This is a genomic window from Saccharothrix sp. ST-888 (genome assembly GCF_000955975.1).
Lineage (GTDB): Bacteria > Actinomycetota > Actinomycetes > Streptomycetales > Streptomycetaceae > Kitasatospora.
Window position 1 is genome coordinate 1 of the sequence record NZ_JYJF01000133.1, and the last position, 17459, is coordinate 17459.

Consider the following 17459-nt stretch of genomic DNA (forward strand, 5'->3'; position numbering starts at 1 on the left):
CGGCGACCCACACCCGGTTCGGCGCGCCGGCCACGAAGTTGCGCTTCAGTAGGTCGGGTGCGCGGTCAACGCTCTTGTCCGAGACCGTGGTGACGATCCCCCTGCCGCGCACCGCTCCTGACAGCCCTTCGGCTTTCATGAGGCGTGAGACGGTGCGGCACCGCCTCCGCCCGCGCTCGCCGCGACGCCACAGATCTGGAGCTCGCACGGGGCCAGCTTCGGGCCGTGACCGAGGAGCGAGACCGGCTGAAGACCGCCGTGCAGCGGAATCTCGGCGTGCAGGTCAACGCGGCCCAGGCCAAGGACCTGGTCGCCCGGATTCAGGAGCTCACCGAGGCGAACCAGCTTCTGGCCTCCCAACTGGCGACTGCCGAGGTTGAGAGACAGCGACTGGAGCGCGAGCTGGCCGAGACCCAGGACGACATGATCTCGGCCCGCGCGGCGCTAGGGAAGATGATGCGAAAGCAGAACCGCGACGGCTGACCGGCTCGCGGCGGCCTTCTCGGGGAGGCCAAGCGGCCAGCAAGGCCCTGCCGACGGCCGCTTCGGAGGCCGCCCGGCAGGGCCCCGGCGCCGCCGAGGGGCGAGGTCAGTGGTCGACCGAGTCGATCAGCTCGCGGGCGCCGTCGCGGATCAAGGTGGCAGCGACCCCCATGCCGAGCGCTTCCGGGCTGAGCTGGCCGGCCGATTGGCGGGCCTCCAGCACGGTGGCGCCGTCCGGGGAGAAGACCAACGCGCGAAGGCCCAGGTGCCCGTCCTCGAAGGCGCGGGCGAACCCGGCGATCGGGCTGTTGCAGTGCCCGCGCAGGACGTTCAGCAGGGCCCGCTCGGCGGTGATCTCCCGCGTCGTCGCGCGGTCACCGAGTGGGGTGAGGATGTCGATCAGGTCGGTGTCGTCCTCGCGGCACTGCAAGCCGAGCACGGCGGCCCCCAGCGGCGGGCACATCTGCTCGACGGTCAGGACCTCGCTGATCCGGTGCTGTTCACCGATGCGCTCCAGCCCGGAGGCGGCCAGCACCAAGGCATCGACCTCCCCGGCGTCCAGGGCGGCCAGCCGCAGGTTCGCCGTCCCCCTGATCGGCACCAGGTCCAGGTGGGGGTGGCTGCGGGTGAGCTGGGCGACACGCCGAACCGCCGAGGTGGCGACCCGGGTGCCGGGCGGCAGCTGGTCGAGGGTGAGGCCGCCCCGGTGGATCAGGGCGTCCCGAATGTCCGCCCGCTTAGGGTGGGCCGCGAAGACGGTGCCCGGGGTGACCAGCGGGTCGCCCGCCACGTCCTTCATGCAATGCACCGCGAGGTCGCACACCCCGCTCAGCAGGGCTTCCTCGATGTCGCCGGTGAAGGCGCCCTTGTCGTGCAGTTCGGCCTGCTCGCCGGGCTCGCGGTCGCCGGCCGCGACGAACGGCACCAGCTCGGTGGTCACGTCGGGGCGGAGGGCGGCCAGGTCGGCCCGGACGCCTGCGACCTGGGCAAGCGACATGGCCGAGGCGCGGGCGCCGATGCGGATCGTGCGGCGGTTGGACGGCATTCGATCTCTCCAATCACGACTCCGACAAACCGTCGGAAAAAGGTAGGCCCGTGTTCGAGTAACATGCGGTCAACATCTCTTCAGATGCTGGGAGTTCGGGAATGCGGACGCTGATTGTCGGATCGCGGGCCAGTCACCTCGCGCGAGCGCAGGTCAAGGAGTTCCTGGCACCGCTGCGGGACCGCTTCCCCGACGTCGAGTTCCGCCACCAGGTGATCCTTGAAGGCGGTGACCGGGACCGGAAGGCGGCCCTGTCGCAGGTGTCGGCCCGCTCGGGCGGCTCCGCGTTCTCCACCGAGCAGGAAGCCGCGCTGGTGCGGGGCGAGGTAGACGTGATCGTCCACTCGCTGAAGGACCTGCCGACCAGCAACCCGCCCGGCCTGGTGCTGCTGCCCCCGCCCGGCCGCGAGGACGTGCGGGACGCGCTGTGCGGCTCGACGCTGGCCGACCTGTCGCAGGGTGGCCGGGTCGGCACCTCCGCGGCCCGCCGGATCGCTCAGCTGCTGCACGTCCGCCCGGACCTGGTGTTCGTGCCGATCCGCGGCAACGTCCCGCCCCGGCTGAACAAGCTCAAGACGATGAACCTCGACGGCGTCGTTCTGGCGGCGGCCGGGCTGGTGCGACTCGACCTGGACGACGCGATCGGCGAGCTGCTGCCGCTCGACCAGTTCCCCCCGAGCCCCGGCCAGGGGGCGCTCGGGATCCAGATCCGCGAGGACAACGAGCTTGCCCGCGAGATCCTGGCCGACACCGGCGACCTGGTGGTGGACGCGGAGGTGCGGGCCGAGCGGGCGATGCTCGGCGAACTGCACGGCGGGTGCTCGGTCCCGGTCGGCGCCTACGCGAAGGCCACCGGCGACATGCTGTCGCTGCACGCGCAGGTCACCTCCCTGGACGGGACGAAGCAGGTCGAGACCCGCCTCTCCGGCCCCGTCTCGGAGCCGGAGAAGCTGGGCATCCAGGTGGCCGGCCTTCTCCTGGACCAGGGCGCCGAGGCGATCCTGTCGGAGATCCGCCCGGCCGCTTAGCCGGTCAGCAGCCGCGCGAGGTCGGCAGCGGCATAGGTGATGATCCGCTCGGCGCCCGACCGCTTGAGCATCGTGAACAGCTCCAGCAACGGACGGAAGTCCCGCTTCCCGGTGCCCGGGTCGAGCGGGGCGAGACGGGTGTACTCGCCCGAGACGGAGAATGGCATCAGCGGCGCCGACGTCTTCTGCTTGAGGGTGGTGAGCACGTCCACCGAGAGCATCCCCGGCTCCAGCAGCAGCATGTCCGCCCCCTCACCGACGAAGGCCAGGCCGGTGTCCACCGCGGTCTCCGGCTGGCGCGGGCTGATCTGGAACGGCCGGTGGGCGCCGGAGGCGGGGGTGGCCCGCATGGTGGCCCGGTAGCCCTCGTAGAGGGCGGAGTCGAAGATCAGGTGCGGCATGGTCGCCACGTCGCGGTGGCCGTGTTCGTCCAGGGCCTGGCGCACGCAGGCGGTGGTGCCCCGGATCATCGCGGCCGGTCCCACGATGTCGGCGCCGGCCTCGGCCTGGATGACGGCCTGGGCGGCGATCATCGCCGCTGTGCGGTCCAGGTCGATCCGGCCAGCGCTGGTCAGGTGGCACTCGCCGGTGTCGGTGTGGCCGCACAGGCAGTTCTCGGTCATCACCGCGATGCCCGGCTCGGCGTCCTTGGCGGCGTGGATGGCCCGCACCATCAGGCTGTCCGGCGCCACGGCGCCGGACGCCTCGGCGTCGCGGTGCAGGCTGTTGGCGAACACCTTCACCGAGCGGATGCCCAGAGCGGCGAGGTCGCGCACCGTCTGCGGGATCTCGGCCACCGTGACGGTCGGCATCGGCCGATCGGCGTCCTCGCTGTCCTCGCGGACGAGCAGGACCATCGACAGGTCGGCCGCCGTCAGCGACGGGCCCTCCAGGAAGCTGCGGACGGCGGCCCGGCCGTGAAGCCGGGCGGTGTCCGTGATCGCGGCGTGGTGCTGGGTGGTGGTCATGTCGTCCTCTCGATCGTGGCTGCGGGTGCGCGTGTCAGCGGGCGCGGGAGGCGGCCAGGGCGGGCGGGTGTATCGGCGGGCGGCGCGGGCCGGACAGGCGGCGGGCCACCGCGCGGGCCGCCCGGCGGGGGTGGACGAGGAGCTGGCGGCGGGTGAGCGGCTGCTCGGGCAGGGCCACCTCGGCCCAGACCTTCTTGCCCCGCGCGGTGTGCTCTGCCCCGTGGGCGAGGGCCAGGCGCTCGACCAGGAAAATGCCCCGGCCGGTCTCCTCGTCCGGGCCCGAGATCTGGTGGCGGGGCAGGGCCTGCGAGCCGTCGTAGACCTCGATGATCAGGCGCCGCAGGTCGAGGTTGGCGTGCACCCCGACGGTGAGCATCGCGCCGGTGGTGTGCCGCACCGCGTTGGTGACGAGTTCCGAGATCACGGTGTCCAGGGCCAGGCGGCTGTCGTTGTCCGTGCGGACCCCCCACTGTTTGATCAGCCGGCCGAGCCTCTGGCGGCTGATGGGGACGGAGACGGGGTCGAGGACCAGGAAGAAGCTGCTGCTGCACACGCGCATGCCGAAGGAACCCTTCGGGGCGTCAGGCCGGAGCTGGGGGCTTGGGGGTGCCGTGCGGAGGGAAGGAACTGATCTCGCCCGATCTCCGCTTGGCTGGTACACAGTCAACTACCGCCCGTAGTGGTACCGGTGGTGCCAGCAGGGGGTGCATTTCTCGCACGGGGGGCCGCTTTGGGGGGCCAGGATCGGGCACCAGTCATTCAGAGGCTTGGGGGACGGGCATGATGGCACCAGACGGCATCGGCGCCGTGCTGAGGCGGATCCGGGAGACCGCCGAACTCACGCGCGAGGAGCAGGCCCTGCTCTTACAGGACGCTCAAGGCGGCACGTGGTTCGACCCGGAGAACCTGAAGCGCTGGGAGACCGAGCGACGTCTGCCGACCCCGAGGTGGCACCAGCTGCTGGCCGACGGGTATGGGCTCTCGGTGGAGGAGGTCGCCCGAGCGGTGGCCGCCTCGCGGCGCTGGCGCAAGCTCCACCAGCAGCCGGTCGAAAACGAAGGAGAGGAGGGTACGGCGGTGAATCGACGACAGTTTCTCGGCGCGGCGGCACTGGCGACAGGGGTCGCCGCGCTGCCCGGCATCGCGGAGGCGCGAGAGGGGATCGACGCCGGACTGTCCGGCTCCGACGCCGGCGATCTCGCCTACCTCGACGGGGCGTTCGAACGCCACCGCGGCGGCTACCACGGCCGGGCACCGGGGGTCGTACTGACGCAGATGCGCCAGGACCTCGGCCTCCTGCAAGACGTCCTCAGCCGCCCGCACCCCGCCGGCACCCGCACCGACCTGGCCCGCACCGCCGCCGGGATCACCGGCCTGGTCGCGATCATCCAGCACGACCGCGGCGACCAGCGCGACTCCCACGGCTGGTTCGCCACCGCCGAGAAGGCCGCCCGCGAATCCGGCGACCGGCACATGCTGGCCTGGGTCCTGGCCCGGCACGCGATGGTCCCGCTCAACTACGGCGCCCCGAACGCCGCCGCGAACCTGGCCATCAGCGCCCGCCGCGAGGCAGGCCGAACCCCCACAGCCGCCGCAGCCCTGGCCGCCGCCGTCACCGCACGGGCCCTGGCCTCCATCGGTGACCACCGAGGAGCCCTTCGCGCGGTCGCCGACGCCCGCAACATCGCCGAACACCTCAACACCGTGCAGGCGGCCGACACCTGGTTCGGCTACCCGCTGCAGAAGCACCACGTCCACCTGTCCCAGGCGTTCACGCTGATGGGCCGCACCCGTGAAGCGAACGCCGAACAGGAAGCAGCCCTCGCCCTCACCAAGTCGCCGTCCGTCATGGCCCGGGCCCTGCTGACCATGGACGCGGCGACCTGCCTGAGCATGGACGGCGACCCCGCCACCGCCGCCGACATGGCCGTTGGGGTCTGGCAGCAGCTGCCAGCGGCGTACCGGGACGGGCTGGTCCGGTCCCGCGCCGAGGCCCTTCACCGCGCCCTCGCTGGCCCCGCCCACGACCGACTCGGCGAAGCTCTCGCCAGCTGACCGGCCCGAATCCGGTGGGGGCGGGCGCCGGAGCTATCAACGGGCCCCAAGAACCTTCAACAACAACAGGCTGCGCAAGATCACGGCTCACGCAGCAAACATTGCGCCGCATGGGAAAAGCGTTTCGAGGCGGCTCGACGGTCGCCCTATTCTCGGGGCATGTCCGACCCGAAGCTCCACCACTACGTGCCGCAGGCCTACTTGGCACGGTTCGGCGCCAACAACCAGGTGAAGGTACGCCGTCGACCGCCCGGGACGACGCACCTGTCCCACGTGAAGAACGTCGCGGCGGAGACCGGCTTGTACACCCTCACTGACGAGGACGGCAACGCCTCCCTGATTGTTGAGAAGCGCCTGTCCGACCTGGAGAACGTCGGGCTCCAGGCCATCCGCAGGATCGACGAGACCGGAGAACCACCGGCGGTTGGAAGCGACGACCGCGAGACGTTGTGCCTCTACCTGGCCGTGCAGATGGCAAGGACACCTCGCAAGCGCACCGCGGTGCTCTTCCCCCACGACGTCGAGACCTATGCCGCCGGCCGTCCGATCGACCGCGCACTGATCGCCGAGTATCTGGAGCGGCGCCATCTGGCCAGCCCGCCCGCCCCCGCCGAGGTCGAGGGGGCCTGGGTCTACGTTCACGGCACCCGCAGCGAGCGCGGCGCCAACCCGCAGAACGAGGCCGTCGTCGCCACGCTCGGCTCGATCGCGCCGTACCTACGACACTTCCGCGCCCGCCACTGGCGCCTGGAGATCTGCCGCAAGCCCGCCTTCCTGACCTCCGACGCGCCGCTGGTGGTGTGGTGGCCTCCCTCGGCGCTGGACAACTACCGCGGCGGCGGCCTGGAGGGCGCCGCCGAACTCCGTTTCCCGCTCGACCCCTACCGACAGCTTGTCCTGGTCCCCGGGACCGGAGGCTCCGTTCAGGACATCGGCCCGAGCCGTGCGGCCGCCTGCAACCAGGACCTTGCCGACAGCTGCGAGCGCGTCATCGTCGGGCACCCTGACCGGCACGCGTGGCTGGAGCGACCCTGCTCCGCGAGCGCGGGCCAGTGCTCCGCTTCAACATGGCGCCGCTCCTCAACCGGCTCCCCGACGGCAGCCTGGAAGAGTCCGGCCGGGAAGTAGTGCACCTATGGACCACTCGACGCTGACCTCCCGCGGAGAGGCCACGCCGCCATCCGGCCAGACGCAGCGAAGCGGGCGCGGCACCGCCGGATCGGCCGGAGGCCGATGCCAAGCAGCAGTCACGTGCCTCATGTACCAGACGTAGCGATTCCGCCCTCACCTGCGGCCTTAGGTTGACAACCCTAGATAACGCTGCGTCTACGGTCATGGTCCACTCCGATCGAGAAACGGTCCCTCTACTGCTCTGGACGCTGCCGTGCCCCACTGACAGCGCAGCTGTCGGCCTTCTCCCCGCACATTGCGGGGCCCGGGTCGGCAAGTTGACGGTCCCTCATGAACGATCCAGGTCAGCGGGGGTTCGTGCTATCGTCACGATTGCGAGCGTCCTGACCCGGTGTTAGTCTGCCGCCAGATTTCCACAGGTCGAGCCCTGAAATCCGGCGCAGCCGACGAGAGTCCACCAGTCCAGCTGCCTGGCTTCCCGGGTTATCTCCGGCCTGGACCGGCACGTCCAGCGGTCGCACGAGTTCGGCAAGCGGCGGGCGGACGAAGCGGCCGGCCGCCTGTCCGCCGAAGCGATCGCCGCCCTCTACCTCTACACCTGCGAGTCCGCGTTCTGCCGGGAGATCAACGCCATCCTGCGCGCCCCGGACCGGTCCAAGGTCGTCCCGTACCTCCCGTATCTGCGGCTGCTGTTCTCGGCGGTGTCGCAGCTTCCCGCCCGCACGGAGCCGCTGTGGCGCGGGGTGTCGCTGGACCTGCGTGCGCAGTACCCCCTCGGACGGACCGTGACCTGGTGGGGCGTGTCCTCGTGTGTACGTCCAAGCTCGGCGTGGCACGGGCATTCCTCGGCAGCCGCGGCAAGCGGACGCTCTTCGAGGTGCTTCCCGTCCGGGCCGCGGGCATCCACAGCTTCTCCGCGTTCACCGACGAGGAGGAGTTCATCCTCCTGCCGGGCACACAGCTCAAGGTGACGGACGTGAGGACCGAACGCAGCGGCCTGTGCACCGTGACGCTGACGGAACTGGAGGAGCAGACCCTCGTCTCCTGAGCAAGCGTCGGAGCGACAGCTCACCGAGGCACTCCCAGAGGTCGGCTGCTACGACAACTCCGGTGGGCGGGACGGAGACCGGACCGGGGTGCCGGCGCTGTTGGTGACGGTTGTTCCAGGACGGACGTTCCTCGATGTGACCGCCCCCCGGGGCGGTCACACGGCGTACGTGGGGAACGCTCAGCGCGGGGTGGCGACTTCTTCGAGGATCGAGCGGATCGGCGTGGCGGAACGGCCGAGCAGGTTCTCCAACGTGGGTCCGGTGGTGGCGAATTCGCCGCGTCGGGAGGCGTGGAACATGCCGAGCAGCATGTTCGCCTGCGGCGTGGGCACACCGCGCGCGATCAGTCCGGCCGTCCATTCCTCGTCGGCGGCGACGACGCGGCGGATGGTGCGTCCGGTGAGTTCGCCGAGGATGGCGGCGATGGCTTCGAGGTCGAGCGCGTCCGGGGCGGTCAGCGGTGGAGTCGCGCCGTCGAACCGGCCTTCGTCCGCGAGGAGGATCGCTGCCGCTTCGGCGAGGTCGGCGTGCGTGGTCCAGGACACCGGTCCGTCGGCCGGTGCGACGAGTTCGCCGGTCTCGAGCGCTCGGCCGAGGAGGAGCGGGACGGTGCCGGCGTAGAACCCGTTCCGCAGCGCCGTGAACGGCGTGCCGGTCCCGGCCAGGTACCGCTCGGTGGCGGCGTGGTCGGGCATCGGCGCGAAGAGCGAATCGGCGCCGGCGGCCTGGTGGCTGGTGTACAGGATCCGCTGCGCACCGGCGGCGTGCGCGGCGTCGATCGCCGCGCCGTGCTGGGCGACCGCCGCGCCGCCGGTCTCGTTCGCCGAGACGATGAGCACCTGCGTGGCGCCCTCGAACGCGTCGGCCAGCGAGCCCGGTTCGGCGAAGTCGCCGCGCCGCACCCGCACGCCGCGTGCGGCGAGGTCGGCGGCGCGACCGGGGTCGCGAACGCTGACGCCGACCCGGTCCGGCGGGACGCGTTCGAGCAGCTGACGGACGATCCGGGAGCCGAGTTGGCCGGTGGCGCCGGTGATGATGATCATGCCCCGCCTCTTCCTGTTATCAATGGAACGCATTTGAAGCTATCATTGAAAACACAGTGATAGCAACGATGCGTTAGCATTGGAACGTGGACATCAGGGCGGGCGGCATCAGCAGGGACGAGACACGGACCAACCTCGTGAAGGTCGCGGCGCAGCTCCTGCATGAGCAGGGCGCCGCCGCTGTCACCACCCGTGCCGTCGCCCAGGCAGCGGGCGTGCAGGCGCCGACGATCTACCGGCTGTTCGGGGACAAGGACGAGCTGCTCGATGCCGTCGCCGAGCACGTCTTCGCGGTCTATGTCGCCGACAAGGCGCTCACCCGGGACAGCGGCGACCCGGTCGCGGATCTCCGGGCGGGGTGGGACACCCATCTCGGCTTCGGCCTTGCCAACGCGGCACTGTTCGGCCTCCTCACGGATCCCGGCCGCAGCACTCGTTCACCGGCCGCGGCCGCCGGCCTGGAGGTCCTGCGAGCTCGGGTGCACCGCGTCGCGGCGATCGGCCGGCTCCGGGTCGCGGAGCGGCGCGCCGTCGAGCTCATTCACGCCGCCGGCACCGGTGCCGTGCTCACCCTGCTCGCCATGGCGCCGCAGGACCGGGAGCTCGACCTCGCGGACGCCATGTACGACGCGGTGATGCAGACGATCCTGACCGATGCGCCGGCGCTTGCCGAGGACGGTACGACCGCAGCCGCCGTCGCGTTCCGGACCGTCGTGCCGAAGCTTCCGATGCTCACCGACGCCGAGCGCGCACTCCTGTCCGAGTGGCTGGACCGGGCCACCCACCTCTGATCCGGCCTCCGGCCCCTCGGGCGGGCCGGACCGGCAGCGCGCAGGCACGAGTGCGCGCGACGGTCCTCACTGCGGACTCACGCCGTGGCGGGCAGGGTCGGGCCATCGCGTCGACTGCGGTCAGGCGTTGGGCGGGGCCGGCGCAGGCTGCAGTTTCTCGGGACCGCCGGAACTCGGCCGCGCCACAGGTCACTTGGTGAGCCGGCCGGTCGGCAACGCGGTTGCCGACACCCCTCCGGGGCTCCCGGTCAGGGTGTCTCCTCGGGCTCCTCGTGGTGGGGTGTGGCGGCGCGGAGGGCGGCAAGTGCGGCGCCGAGGTGGCCCAGTTCGCTCCCCGACAACGGGCCTGCCAGCCGCGCCGCGAGTTCCCGGTCGAAGATCTGGCCGGCCCTGTCCGCCAGAGCCTGGCCCGCTGCGGTGAGCCGGACGATCGAGGAGCGGCGGTCGTTCGGGTTGCGCTCCCGGGTGCACAGGCCGCGCTTCTCCAGCCGGTCGACCGCCTGGCTCGCGCCGCCGATCGTGATCGACAGGGCGGTGGCGATGTCGTTGACCCGGCAGGCCTGGGTGCGCGCGATCACGAGCATCACGTTCAGGCTGCCCAGGGGCACGTCCGCAGCGCGCCGGAGCCGGGCGTCGATCTCGTTCCACAGGTCCGTCTCGAAGCGCACCAGGTCGTCGAACACCTGTCGCAGGTCCACGAGGCCCTCCTCTTGTCAGATGCATTAGCGCTAATTAGATTAGAGCTATAGTAAATCTCGTCTCCACGATCCTACGGCCCCGCAGCGGCCGTGCCGGAAGGAAGCCGAACCATGACCCAGCAGCAGCGCGAGACGGTCGCCCGGATCCTGCACAACTCGCCGGTCGACCTCGGGGGTGACGTGCTCGAACAGCGGGAGCTGTTCCGGCAGTTGGTGTCCGCGAACCCGGTCTCCGACGACGTGATCGCCGAGCCCGGAACGCTCGGCGGCGTACCGGCGATGTCCATCGAGATCGCCGGCGCCGCGCCGGACGGCGTCGTCCTGTACTTCCACGGCGGATGCTTCGCCGTCGGATCGGCCCAGGCCTCGGTCGGCCTGGCGGCCAACCTGGCCCGCAAGGCCGGCGTCCGCGTCGTGTCCGTCGACTACCGGCTCGCCCCCGAGCACCCCTACCCCGCGGCTCTCGACGACGCCCTGGCCGCCTACCGGGCCCTGGTCGACCGTGAGCAGGGCGCGGAGCGGATCGCCGTCGCGGGCGAATCGGCCGGTGCGAACCTCGCCACCGCCGTCATGCTCGCCGCCCGCGAGGACGGGGGCCTGCCCCAGCCGTCCTGCGCCGTCCTGTTCTCGCCCTGGGCCGACGTCACCGTGCCCGGCCGCACCCACGATGCCGGACTCGACCCGGTGATCAACGGCGATGCCCTGCGGCTGCGCGCCCGGGACTACCTCCAAGGCACCGACCCGCTCGACGGCCTGGTCAGCCCGGTGCACGCCGACCTCACCGGCCTCCCCCCGATGCTCATCCAGGCAGGCTCGCAGGAGTACCTCCTGGACGACGCCGTGCGGCTCGCCGCCCGCGCCGCCGCCGACCACGTGCCGGTCACCCTCGACGTCACGCCCCGGGTCCTGCACGTCTTCCAGGCCTTCGCCGCCCTCCTGGACGAAGGCGACGAGGCACTCGCACGCGCCGGCGGGTTCCTCCGCACGCATCTGGCCGACGGCACCGCCGATCGCGCCTGAAGGCGGCGGAGACAGCAGCAAACCCCCTCCCCCATGCCAGAAAGGGCCACCATGTCCGAGACCACCCCGATGACGGCGACCGTCTTCCGCTGGTCGTCGCGGAGCGCCGACGATCTGTTCCCCGTCGAGGACCCGGCCACCGGCGAGGTGATCGCCCTCGTTCAGGGCGGTGGCGCCGACGAGGTGGACGCCGCCGTCCGGGCCGCGCACCACGCCTTCGAGGGGCACTGGCGCTCGCGCCCGCCGCAGGAGCGCGCCCGCCTGCTGCTGCGGTGTGCCGACGTCCTGGCGGCGCACGCCGACGAACTGGCGGCGCTGGAGTCGCTGGAGAACGGCAAACCGGTCGGCGACGCGCGGATGTTCGACGTCGGCTTCCTGATCGACGTCTTCCGCTTCTTCGGCAGCCTGGTCGACAAACTGCCCGGCGAGTTCTACGACAAGGGCGCCGTCCACGCCTCGGTGGTCCTGGAGCCCCTGGGCGTGGTCGGCGGCATCATCCCCTTCAACTGGCCGCCCATCCACACCGGCGGCAAGATCGCCCCCGCGCTCGCGGTCGGCAACACCGTCGTCCTCAAACCCAGCGAGCAGGCGCCGCTGACCATCATGCGGATCGTCGACCTGCTCAACACCGTGCTGCCGCCGGACGTCCTGCACGCCGTGCCCGGGCTCGGCCCGACCGCCGGGCAGGCGCTGGCCGGCCACCCGCTGGTGCGGAAAGTGTCCTTCACGGGATCGACCGCGGCCGGGAGGGCGGTCGCCAGGACGGCCGCCGGGAACCTGACGCCGGTCCTGCTCGAACTCGGCGGCAAGAACGCCTTCCTGGTGTTCGACGACGCCGACCTGGACCGCGCCGTCCGCGACGCCCTGGAGGGCGGCTACTTCAACAAGGGCGAGGCCTGCACCGCCGCGTCCCGGATCCTCGTCCAGCGCGGCGTCCACGACGACTTCGTCGAACGCCTGGCAGCCGGCGTCCGTGCGCTCAGGGTCGGCAGCGGCGCCGACCCGACCACCCACGTCGGGCCGGTCGTCTCCCGGGCCCAGCAGGAGCGGGTGCTCGACTACCTCCGGATCGGCACGGCAGAGGGAGCCGTGGTGGCGGCGCAGGCCGCGCTGCCCGACGACCCGGCGCTGGCCGGCGGCTTCTTCGTCGCGCCGACCCTGTTCACCGGCGTGCGGCGGGACATGCGCGTCGCGGTGGAGGAGGTCTTCGGGCCCGTCGTCACCGTCACCGCCTTCGACACCGAGGAGGAGGCCGTCGCCATCGCCAACGAGTCGGAGTTCGGCCTGATGTGCGGCGTCTACAGCCGCGACGCCGAACGGGCGCTGCGGCTGGCCCGCCGGATCGACGTCGGCACGGTCTTCGTGAACAACTACTTCCGCGGCATCCTCGGGACCCCGTTCGGCGGCACCAAGCACAGCGGGTACGGCCGCGAACACTCCATCGAGACGCTCAAGGAGTTCGGCTACGCCAAGGCGATCCGCACCCCGTCCGGACTCGGCAGCATTCCGTCCTGGCGCGCTGTGACCGACATCTTCGGCCCCGCCGGCAGCGAGATCGCCACAGGGGAGGCCGCGGACGCGCAGCACCCCTGCCACGCCAAGTAGCGCGGGGCGGGCCCTGAGGATACAGAGCTGAACGGGCCGTCCGCCGAACCGTCGTGCGAGGGCGCCACTTGAAGGGGCGCCAGTCCGGGCGCGGGCTCGGTCAGGACGTTTCGGTCGACGAGGCGCTTGAGCTCGGCGCGCATCCCTTCGACCTGCTCGGGTTCAGGCTCCTCACGGGCCGTGATCCCGCACCCGTCTACTCCCGGAGGACAGTATGAGCAAGGAACAGCGCGCGGCCGTCGACGCCCGGCTTCGGTCGGCCGCGTTCGACGGCGGTCTCACGCCGGACGAGCTGCGCAAGGCGTTCGAGGCGATGATGGCAAGCGGCCCGCCACCGCTCGGAGTCACCCTCACCCCGACCACCCTCGGCGGTCGCCCGGCCCTGGAGATCGAACCGGAAGGCGGGGCCGCCACCGGCGGGACGATCCTCTACTTCCACGGCGGGGCCTGGGTGTTCGGCTCACCCGCCACGGCCCGGAACCTCACCGCAGCCCTCGTTCGGCGCACCGGCGCCCGGGCCGTCTCGCTCGACTACCGGCTCGCCCCGGAACACCCGTTCCCGGCCGCGATCGAGGACGCCGTCGCCGCCTACCGCGACCTCCTCGACCACGGCGTCGCGGCCGAACGGATCGTGCTGGCCGGAGACTCGGCCGGCGGCGGGCTGACCGTCATGACCCTGCTCGCCGCGCGCGACGCCGGCCTGCCGCTGCCGGCCGCGGCGGTCGCGTTCTCGCCGGGCCTGGACGCGACCCGCAGCGGTGCGAGCATGACGACCAAGCACGGGATCGACCCGCTGTTCACCCGTGAGTCGCTGCACCACCTGGGCGCGCTCCACCTGGCCGGCCAGGACCCGCGGCAGCCGCTGCTGAGCCCGGCGGTCTACGCCGACCTCGGCGGGCTGCCTCCGCTGCTCCTTCAAGCCGGATCCAACGAGGTACTGCTCGACGACTCGACCCGGCTGGCGGCCCGCGCGGCAGCAGCCGGCGTGGACGTCATCCTCGACGTCACCGCCGACGTACCGCACGTGTTCCAGTGGTTCACCGGCGTGCTCGACGAAGCCGACGCGGCACTGGACCGGGCCGGTCGCTTCATCCGAGACCGGTTGCCGTCGGCACCGCATCGGTCAACACCGCATTAGCCGAGTCGACCGGGTCAGGGACGGCGGGCCGCCCAGGTGGTGCGGGTGGTGCGGACGACGAGATCCTCGCGCCCGAGGACGCTGTGGGGGCCGTCGCCGTCGAGGGAGTCGTCGAGCGCGGCCAGGTCGGCGGCGGGCAACCGGTCGCCGACATGGGAGCGCATCCTGCGCAGGGACGTCCGGGCGTAGCGGCCGGTGGCAGCCGGCAGCGGGGCGGCCAGCTCGACGGTGAACGGCCGTTCGGCTTCGAGGTCGAAACCGGCCCTGGTCAGGTCCTCGGTCCAGTCGATGGCCGGGCGGTCGTTCAGGACGGCGTGGAGGCGGGCTTCGACGCCGCCGAGGGCGCTGTCGTCGGGCAGGAAGCGAGGGAAGAAGTCCATCTCGGTCACCGCGAGGAGGCCGCCGGGCCGCAGCGCACCCACCTCCACCCCTAGCCCGCCCACTCGACCGTGAGGGCCCCGGCCTTGGGACCGCACGGTCATGATGCGCAAGTACGCCGAGGCCGGCATCCCCTGCCTGTGGCGGGTCGAGGACGAGGACGGCGGCACCACCGTGCACCGCTACGAGCTCGACACGGCCACCACCGTGTACGTCGCGAGCGGTACCGACCGGGGCACACTCGCCACCGGCCGCCCCTTTCCCGTGAGCATCGACCTCCACCGGCTCACCCCGTAGGCCGGTGCCCGGCGGGGCCGGTTGCCGGGAGTCAGCTGTCCGGAGTCAGCTGCCGGCAGGCGTCGAGCAGGGAGTTGAGCAGTGCCCTTCTGGTCACGATCGCGACGGCGATCACGGTGTCGTCGAAGCCGTTCAGGGAGTCCCTGAACTTCTGGCCGACGAGTTCGGGGCGGGGGTCGAGGCCGGCGGCTCCGGTGAGCATCTCGACGTTGGTGAGGCCGGCGTAGACCTTGGTCGCCAGCTCCTCCTTCGCCCTGGGGTCCAGGCCGTACCTGGCTGCCACCCGGTCCGCCCACTCCTGTCGGCGGGCGTGGCTCTGGGCGAGTTCGAAGAGCCTGCCGATCGAGTCCTCGGTGACCGGGTGGCCGAGGGGGTGCTCGCCGACCTTCCGGCCGATCCGGTCCGGGTCGGTCGTGACGGCGAGCCGGGAGTCGAAGGTCTGCACCACCTCGATGCCGTTGCGTTCACGGACCCGGTGGGTGGAGTCGACCAGCGACTGCCCCTCGTTGGCCCCCTCCCCGAAGCCGATTCCGGGCTCCAGCCGGTCGAGGTCCCAGTCGGTCCGCACCCGCACGAAGGTGTTGGGTTCCGGGAAGTAGACGAGGCGCGGGTCCACGCCGGCCATCGCGTCGCGGACCGCGAGGTCCAGCTTTCCGGCGAGCTCGACCAGCCGGCCGTCGCCGGTGTGCGGGTCCGCGACCGGGGTGGCGTACCCGCCGCTGAGCAGGTCCGGTGCCCCGGCGTCGAGATGGCGCTCGGCCGCCGCACTGAAGAGCGGCCCGGCCGCCGTCCGGAAGGACAGCGTGTCACTGTCGCTGGTGTGCAGGTACACCTCGGTGCGGCCGAGTTCCTTGAGTCCGTTGACCAGCTGGGGCACGACCGGCTGATCGAGGATGTGCTGCCTCAACTGGCCGTACGGGATCGTCCGCTGGCCGATGTCAGCGACGCTCGCGACCGCATCACTGGACCACGTGAAGCCGAGCACACCGACCGGGAACCGGTCGTCGTTCCAGCTGCCCCTGAACCGGTCCACCTTCGCGGCGACCTTCTCCAGCGCCTTGTCCCCGCCGGCCCAGGCGTTGACCCCGATGACCAGGGCGAGCTTCCGCCGGCTGTCGGCGGCGTTCTCGAAGCCCTGGTCCCGGTAGCGCTCCGCGATGTCGAGGAGGTCCGGACCGCCGACGGTCGCGGGCACGAGAGCGACGACGCCCGCGCCGCCCTGCTCGCCCCCGGGCTCGAAGGTCCCGTGGATCTCGGGCTCCCGGACCGTCCTGAACGAGGCGGTGCGCGCCCCCGCCGGCGACGGCGCGTCCGCAGCGGGGGAACCGGCCGCCGACGGGGCCTGCCGCGCGGCGACAACCGCGTTCCCGACGGCCGCGTTCCCGACGGCCTGCTGCAGCCGGAGCATCCGCGCGACCGCCGGTCCGCCGCCCCGCCCGCCCGGCGACGGCGGGCGCTCCGGCACCCCGTGCTCCGGCCCCGCCTCCGACCGCTGACCGGACCGGTTCTGCTGACCCTTCAACCAAGCCTCCTCCGGTACCCGCCCCCCGCGTCCGAGGATGGGGCCACGGCCCGCCGATGGGAAGAACGCGGCGTAGCCGGGATCGGCACCGGGACGAACAGCTGCGGTACGTCATCTGACTTAGCTTCCCTCGTTCGTGTGCGCGCGTCCTCCGGCAGTGCTTCGCTGAATGACGCATTCCCGAAGAAAGGGGCAACAGCGCATGTCTGCAGGACCGTTAGCGCCCGGAGTATTCATCAAGGAACAGCCCAGCGGAGTACGAACGATCACCGGTGCGGGCACGTCCACGCCCGCGTTCCTCGGCTACACCGTCAGGGGCCCCGGCGAGCGGACGTCGACCCCGCCGACGCTGGTCAGGAGCTGGCCCGAGTTCGTGGACACGTTCCACTTCCGGTCCCCGCTCGGGGCCCCGGAGATCCAGCGGGAACTGGCCGAACTGGCCGGAATCATCGGCGAGCTGACCGAAAATCTCCAGGCCCTGGAAGAGGATCTGCGCGAGAAGTCCACCACGGGCGACACTCCGACCGTCTCCCCGGAGGGGTTCTCCCGACTCGTCGAGGTACGAACAAGCCAGTGGCACGGCCGAATTGTCGGCGAGGCGGAGAGCGAGGCCGCGGAAACCACCGCGGCGGACGTCTCGGCCGCCTTCCCGCAGCCGTACGGGCTGTGGAGCGCCGCCGGGGCCGAACTGGCGCCCCGCTGGCAGCGCGAAGCCGAGCTCACCGTTCTCGCGGACTACTTCGAGCAGGCCAAGGAGCTCCAACTGGCCGAATCCGTCTACGGGTTCTTCGCCAACGGGGGCACCTCCTGCTACGTCCTGCGGCTCGACCGCAGTAAGCCCCTCGCCGGTGAGATCGACGGCGACCCGGACACCCGCACCGGTCTGGCCGGGCTGGAGACCGTCCCGGAGGTGACCATGGTCGCCGTCCCGGACCTGTGGACCAAGGAGACGGTGGCCGCAGCGGGCGCAGCCGTGATGGGCCGAATCGTGGGCCACTGCGTGAAGATGCGCAACCGGCTCGCCCTGCTCGAACCGCCGCCCGGCACCTCACCGGGCGGGCTGCCGGCGTTTCTCACGAATCTGGCGTCCCCGGATTCGGACGATGCGGCGTTCACCACCCTGTACTACCCCTGGCTGCACGTCCCGGGCGTGGACGGCACCCCCCGCACCGTCCCACCCTCCGGCCACATCGCCGGCGTCTGGGCCC

The 17459-nt window shown here is 71.7% G+C and carries 17 protein-coding genes and 1 pseudogene; 11 read left to right on the forward strand and 7 right to left on the reverse strand.

Annotated features, from left to right (window positions below; all coding sequences use genetic code 11):
- Window positions 1-225: 225 nt before the first annotated feature.
- Window positions 226-483 (forward strand): hypothetical protein, encoded by a 258-nt coding sequence (locus UK12_RS28970; protein ID WP_052682233.1) that lies wholly within the window; start codon window positions 226-228, stop codon window positions 481-483.
- 106 nt (window positions 484-589) lie between these two features.
- On the opposite strand, the gene hemC (UK12_RS28975) is transcribed toward UK12_RS28970, so the two are convergent.
- The gene (hemC, locus tag UK12_RS28975) at window positions 590-1528 is read right to left on the reverse strand and encodes a hydroxymethylbilane synthase (RefSeq protein WP_082120029.1); all 939 of its coding nucleotides are present in this window, start codon (window positions 1526-1528) and stop codon (window positions 590-592) included.
- 101 nt (window positions 1529-1629) lie between these two features.
- Here hemC (UK12_RS28975) and hemC (UK12_RS28980) point away from each other — a divergent pair, with 101 nt between their 5' ends.
- On the forward strand, window positions 1630-2556 hold the full coding sequence (hemC, locus tag UK12_RS28980; RefSeq protein WP_045306155.1) for a hydroxymethylbilane synthase: 927 nt from the start codon (window positions 1630-1632) through the stop codon (window positions 2554-2556).
- On the opposite strand, the gene UK12_RS37000 is transcribed toward hemC (UK12_RS28980), so the two are convergent.
- The gene (locus UK12_RS37000; RefSeq protein WP_052682234.1) at window positions 2553-3524 is read right to left on the reverse strand and encodes a hypothetical protein; all 972 of its coding nucleotides are present in this window, start codon (window positions 3522-3524) and stop codon (window positions 2553-2555) included. The two genes, hemC (UK12_RS28980) and UK12_RS37000, sit on opposite strands and share 4 nt — an antisense overlap.
- A 34-nt stretch (window positions 3525-3558) precedes the next feature.
- Window positions 3559-4083 carry an ATP-binding protein gene (locus UK12_RS28995; RefSeq protein ID WP_045306157.1) on the reverse strand — a complete coding sequence of 175 codons (525 nt, stop codon included), beginning with the start codon at window positions 4081-4083 and terminating at the stop codon, window positions 3559-3561.
- Window positions 4084-4304: 221 nt separating this feature from the next.
- On the opposite strand from UK12_RS28995, the gene UK12_RS29000 reads away from it, so the two are divergent.
- The 3 genes from UK12_RS29000 to UK12_RS41715 all read left to right on the forward strand — a co-directional run bounded on the left by UK12_RS29000 (window position 4305) and on the right by UK12_RS41715 (window position 7758).
- Window positions 4305-5579, forward strand: a complete 1275-nt coding sequence (locus tag UK12_RS29000) for a helix-turn-helix domain-containing protein (protein WP_197085248.1) — start codon at window positions 4305-4307, stop codon at window positions 5577-5579.
- Window positions 5580-5738: 159 nt separating this feature from the next.
- Complete coding sequence (locus tag UK12_RS29005) at window positions 5739-6707, forward strand: DUF4238 domain-containing protein (RefSeq protein WP_045306158.1); 969 nt, start codon at window positions 5739-5741, stop codon at window positions 6705-6707.
- Window positions 6708-7539: 832 nt separating this feature from the next.
- Window positions 7540-7758: a hypothetical protein gene (locus tag UK12_RS41715; RefSeq protein ID WP_197085249.1), complete on the forward strand. Its 219-nt coding sequence runs from the start codon at window positions 7540-7542 to the stop codon at window positions 7756-7758.
- A 180-nt stretch (window positions 7759-7938) separates the two neighbouring features.
- Here the strand turns inward: UK12_RS41715 and UK12_RS29015 are convergent, their stop codons facing one another.
- Window positions 7939-8802, reverse strand: coding sequence for an NmrA family NAD(P)-binding protein (locus UK12_RS29015; protein ID WP_045306160.1), 864 nt, complete (start codon window positions 8800-8802; stop codon window positions 7939-7941).
- Window positions 8803-8888: 86 nt separating this feature from the next.
- Here UK12_RS29015 and UK12_RS29020 point away from each other — a divergent pair, with 86 nt between their 5' ends.
- On the forward strand, window positions 8889-9593 hold the full coding sequence (locus UK12_RS29020; RefSeq protein WP_231591428.1) for a TetR/AcrR family transcriptional regulator: 705 nt from the start codon (window positions 8889-8891) through the stop codon (window positions 9591-9593).
- A gap of 248 nt (window positions 9594-9841) precedes the next feature.
- Here the strand turns inward: UK12_RS29020 and UK12_RS29025 are convergent, their stop codons facing one another.
- The gene (locus UK12_RS29025) at window positions 9842-10291 is read right to left on the reverse strand and encodes a MarR family winged helix-turn-helix transcriptional regulator (protein WP_045306161.1); all 450 of its coding nucleotides are present in this window, start codon (window positions 10289-10291) and stop codon (window positions 9842-9844) included.
- A gap of 111 nt (window positions 10292-10402) precedes the next feature.
- On the opposite strand from UK12_RS29025, the gene UK12_RS29030 reads away from it, so the two are divergent.
- The 3 genes from UK12_RS29030 to UK12_RS29040 all read left to right on the forward strand — a co-directional run bounded on the left by UK12_RS29030 (window position 10403) and on the right by UK12_RS29040 (window position 14054).
- On the forward strand, window positions 10403-11311 hold the full coding sequence (locus tag UK12_RS29030) for an alpha/beta hydrolase (RefSeq protein ID WP_045306162.1): 909 nt from the start codon (window positions 10403-10405) through the stop codon (window positions 11309-11311).
- Between the two features lie 51 nt (window positions 11312-11362).
- Window positions 11363-12916 (forward strand): aldehyde dehydrogenase family protein, encoded by a 1554-nt coding sequence (locus tag UK12_RS29035; RefSeq protein ID WP_063838342.1) that lies wholly within the window; start codon window positions 11363-11365, stop codon window positions 12914-12916.
- A 214-nt stretch (window positions 12917-13130) separates the two neighbouring features.
- Window positions 13131-14054, forward strand: a complete 924-nt coding sequence (locus UK12_RS29040) for an alpha/beta hydrolase (RefSeq protein ID WP_045306163.1) — start codon at window positions 13131-13133, stop codon at window positions 14052-14054.
- A gap of 14 nt (window positions 14055-14068) precedes the next feature.
- On the opposite strand, the gene UK12_RS29045 is transcribed toward UK12_RS29040, so the two are convergent.
- A complete protein-coding gene (locus UK12_RS29045) occupies window positions 14069-14434 on the reverse strand; it encodes a hypothetical protein (protein WP_156178988.1) in 366 nt (121 codons plus the stop codon).
- A 100-nt stretch (window positions 14435-14534) separates the two neighbouring features.
- On the opposite strand from UK12_RS29045, the gene UK12_RS29050 reads away from it, so the two are divergent.
- Entirely contained in the window at window positions 14535-14729 is a 195-nt protein-coding gene (locus UK12_RS29050; protein WP_052682239.1) for a hypothetical protein, read from the forward strand.
- Window positions 14730-14760: 31 nt separating this feature from the next.
- On the opposite strand, the gene UK12_RS29055 is transcribed toward UK12_RS29050, so the two are convergent.
- Window positions 14761-16251: a hypothetical protein gene (locus UK12_RS29055; protein ID WP_045306164.1), complete on the reverse strand. Its 1491-nt coding sequence runs from the start codon at window positions 16249-16251 to the stop codon at window positions 14761-14763.
- 202 nt (window positions 16252-16453) lie between these two features.
- On the opposite strand from UK12_RS29055, the pseudogene UK12_RS29060 reads away from it, so the two are divergent.
- Window positions 16454-17459 (forward strand): annotated as a pseudogene (locus UK12_RS29060) (hypothetical protein); the annotation flags it as partial.

Coding starts and splice junctions, on each gene's coding strand:
- hemC (WP_082120029.1), bottom strand. CDS start 1,528: ATGCCGTCCAACCGCCGCACGATCCGCATCGGCGCCCGCGCCTCGGCC.
- hemC (WP_045306155.1), top strand. CDS start 1,630: ATGCGGACGCTGATTGTCGGATCGCGGGCCAGTCACCTCGCGCGAGCG.
- UK12_RS37000 (WP_052682234.1), bottom strand. CDS start 3,524: ATGACCACCACCCAGCACCACGCCGCGATCACGGACACCGCCCGGCTT.
- UK12_RS28995 (WP_045306157.1), bottom strand. CDS start 4,083: ATGCGCGTGTGCAGCAGCAGCTTCTTCCTGGTCCTCGACCCCGTCTCC.
- UK12_RS29000 (WP_197085248.1), top strand. CDS start 4,305: ATGATGGCACCAGACGGCATCGGCGCCGTGCTGAGGCGGATCCGGGAG.
- UK12_RS29005 (WP_045306158.1), top strand. CDS start 5,739: ATGTCCGACCCGAAGCTCCACCACTACGTGCCGCAGGCCTACTTGGCA.
- UK12_RS29015 (WP_045306160.1), bottom strand. CDS start 8,802: ATGATCATCATCACCGGCGCCACCGGCCAACTCGGCTCCCGGATCGTC.
- UK12_RS29030 (WP_045306162.1), top strand. CDS start 10,403: ATGACCCAGCAGCAGCGCGAGACGGTCGCCCGGATCCTGCACAACTCG.
- UK12_RS29035 (WP_063838342.1), top strand. CDS start 11,363: ATGTCCGAGACCACCCCGATGACGGCGACCGTCTTCCGCTGGTCGTCG.
- UK12_RS29040 (WP_045306163.1), top strand. CDS start 13,131: ATGAGCAAGGAACAGCGCGCGGCCGTCGACGCCCGGCTTCGGTCGGCC.
- UK12_RS29045 (WP_156178988.1), bottom strand. CDS start 14,434: ATGGACTTCTTCCCTCGCTTCCTGCCCGACGACAGCGCCCTCGGCGGC.
- UK12_RS29050 (WP_052682239.1), top strand. CDS start 14,535: ATGATGCGCAAGTACGCCGAGGCCGGCATCCCCTGCCTGTGGCGGGTC.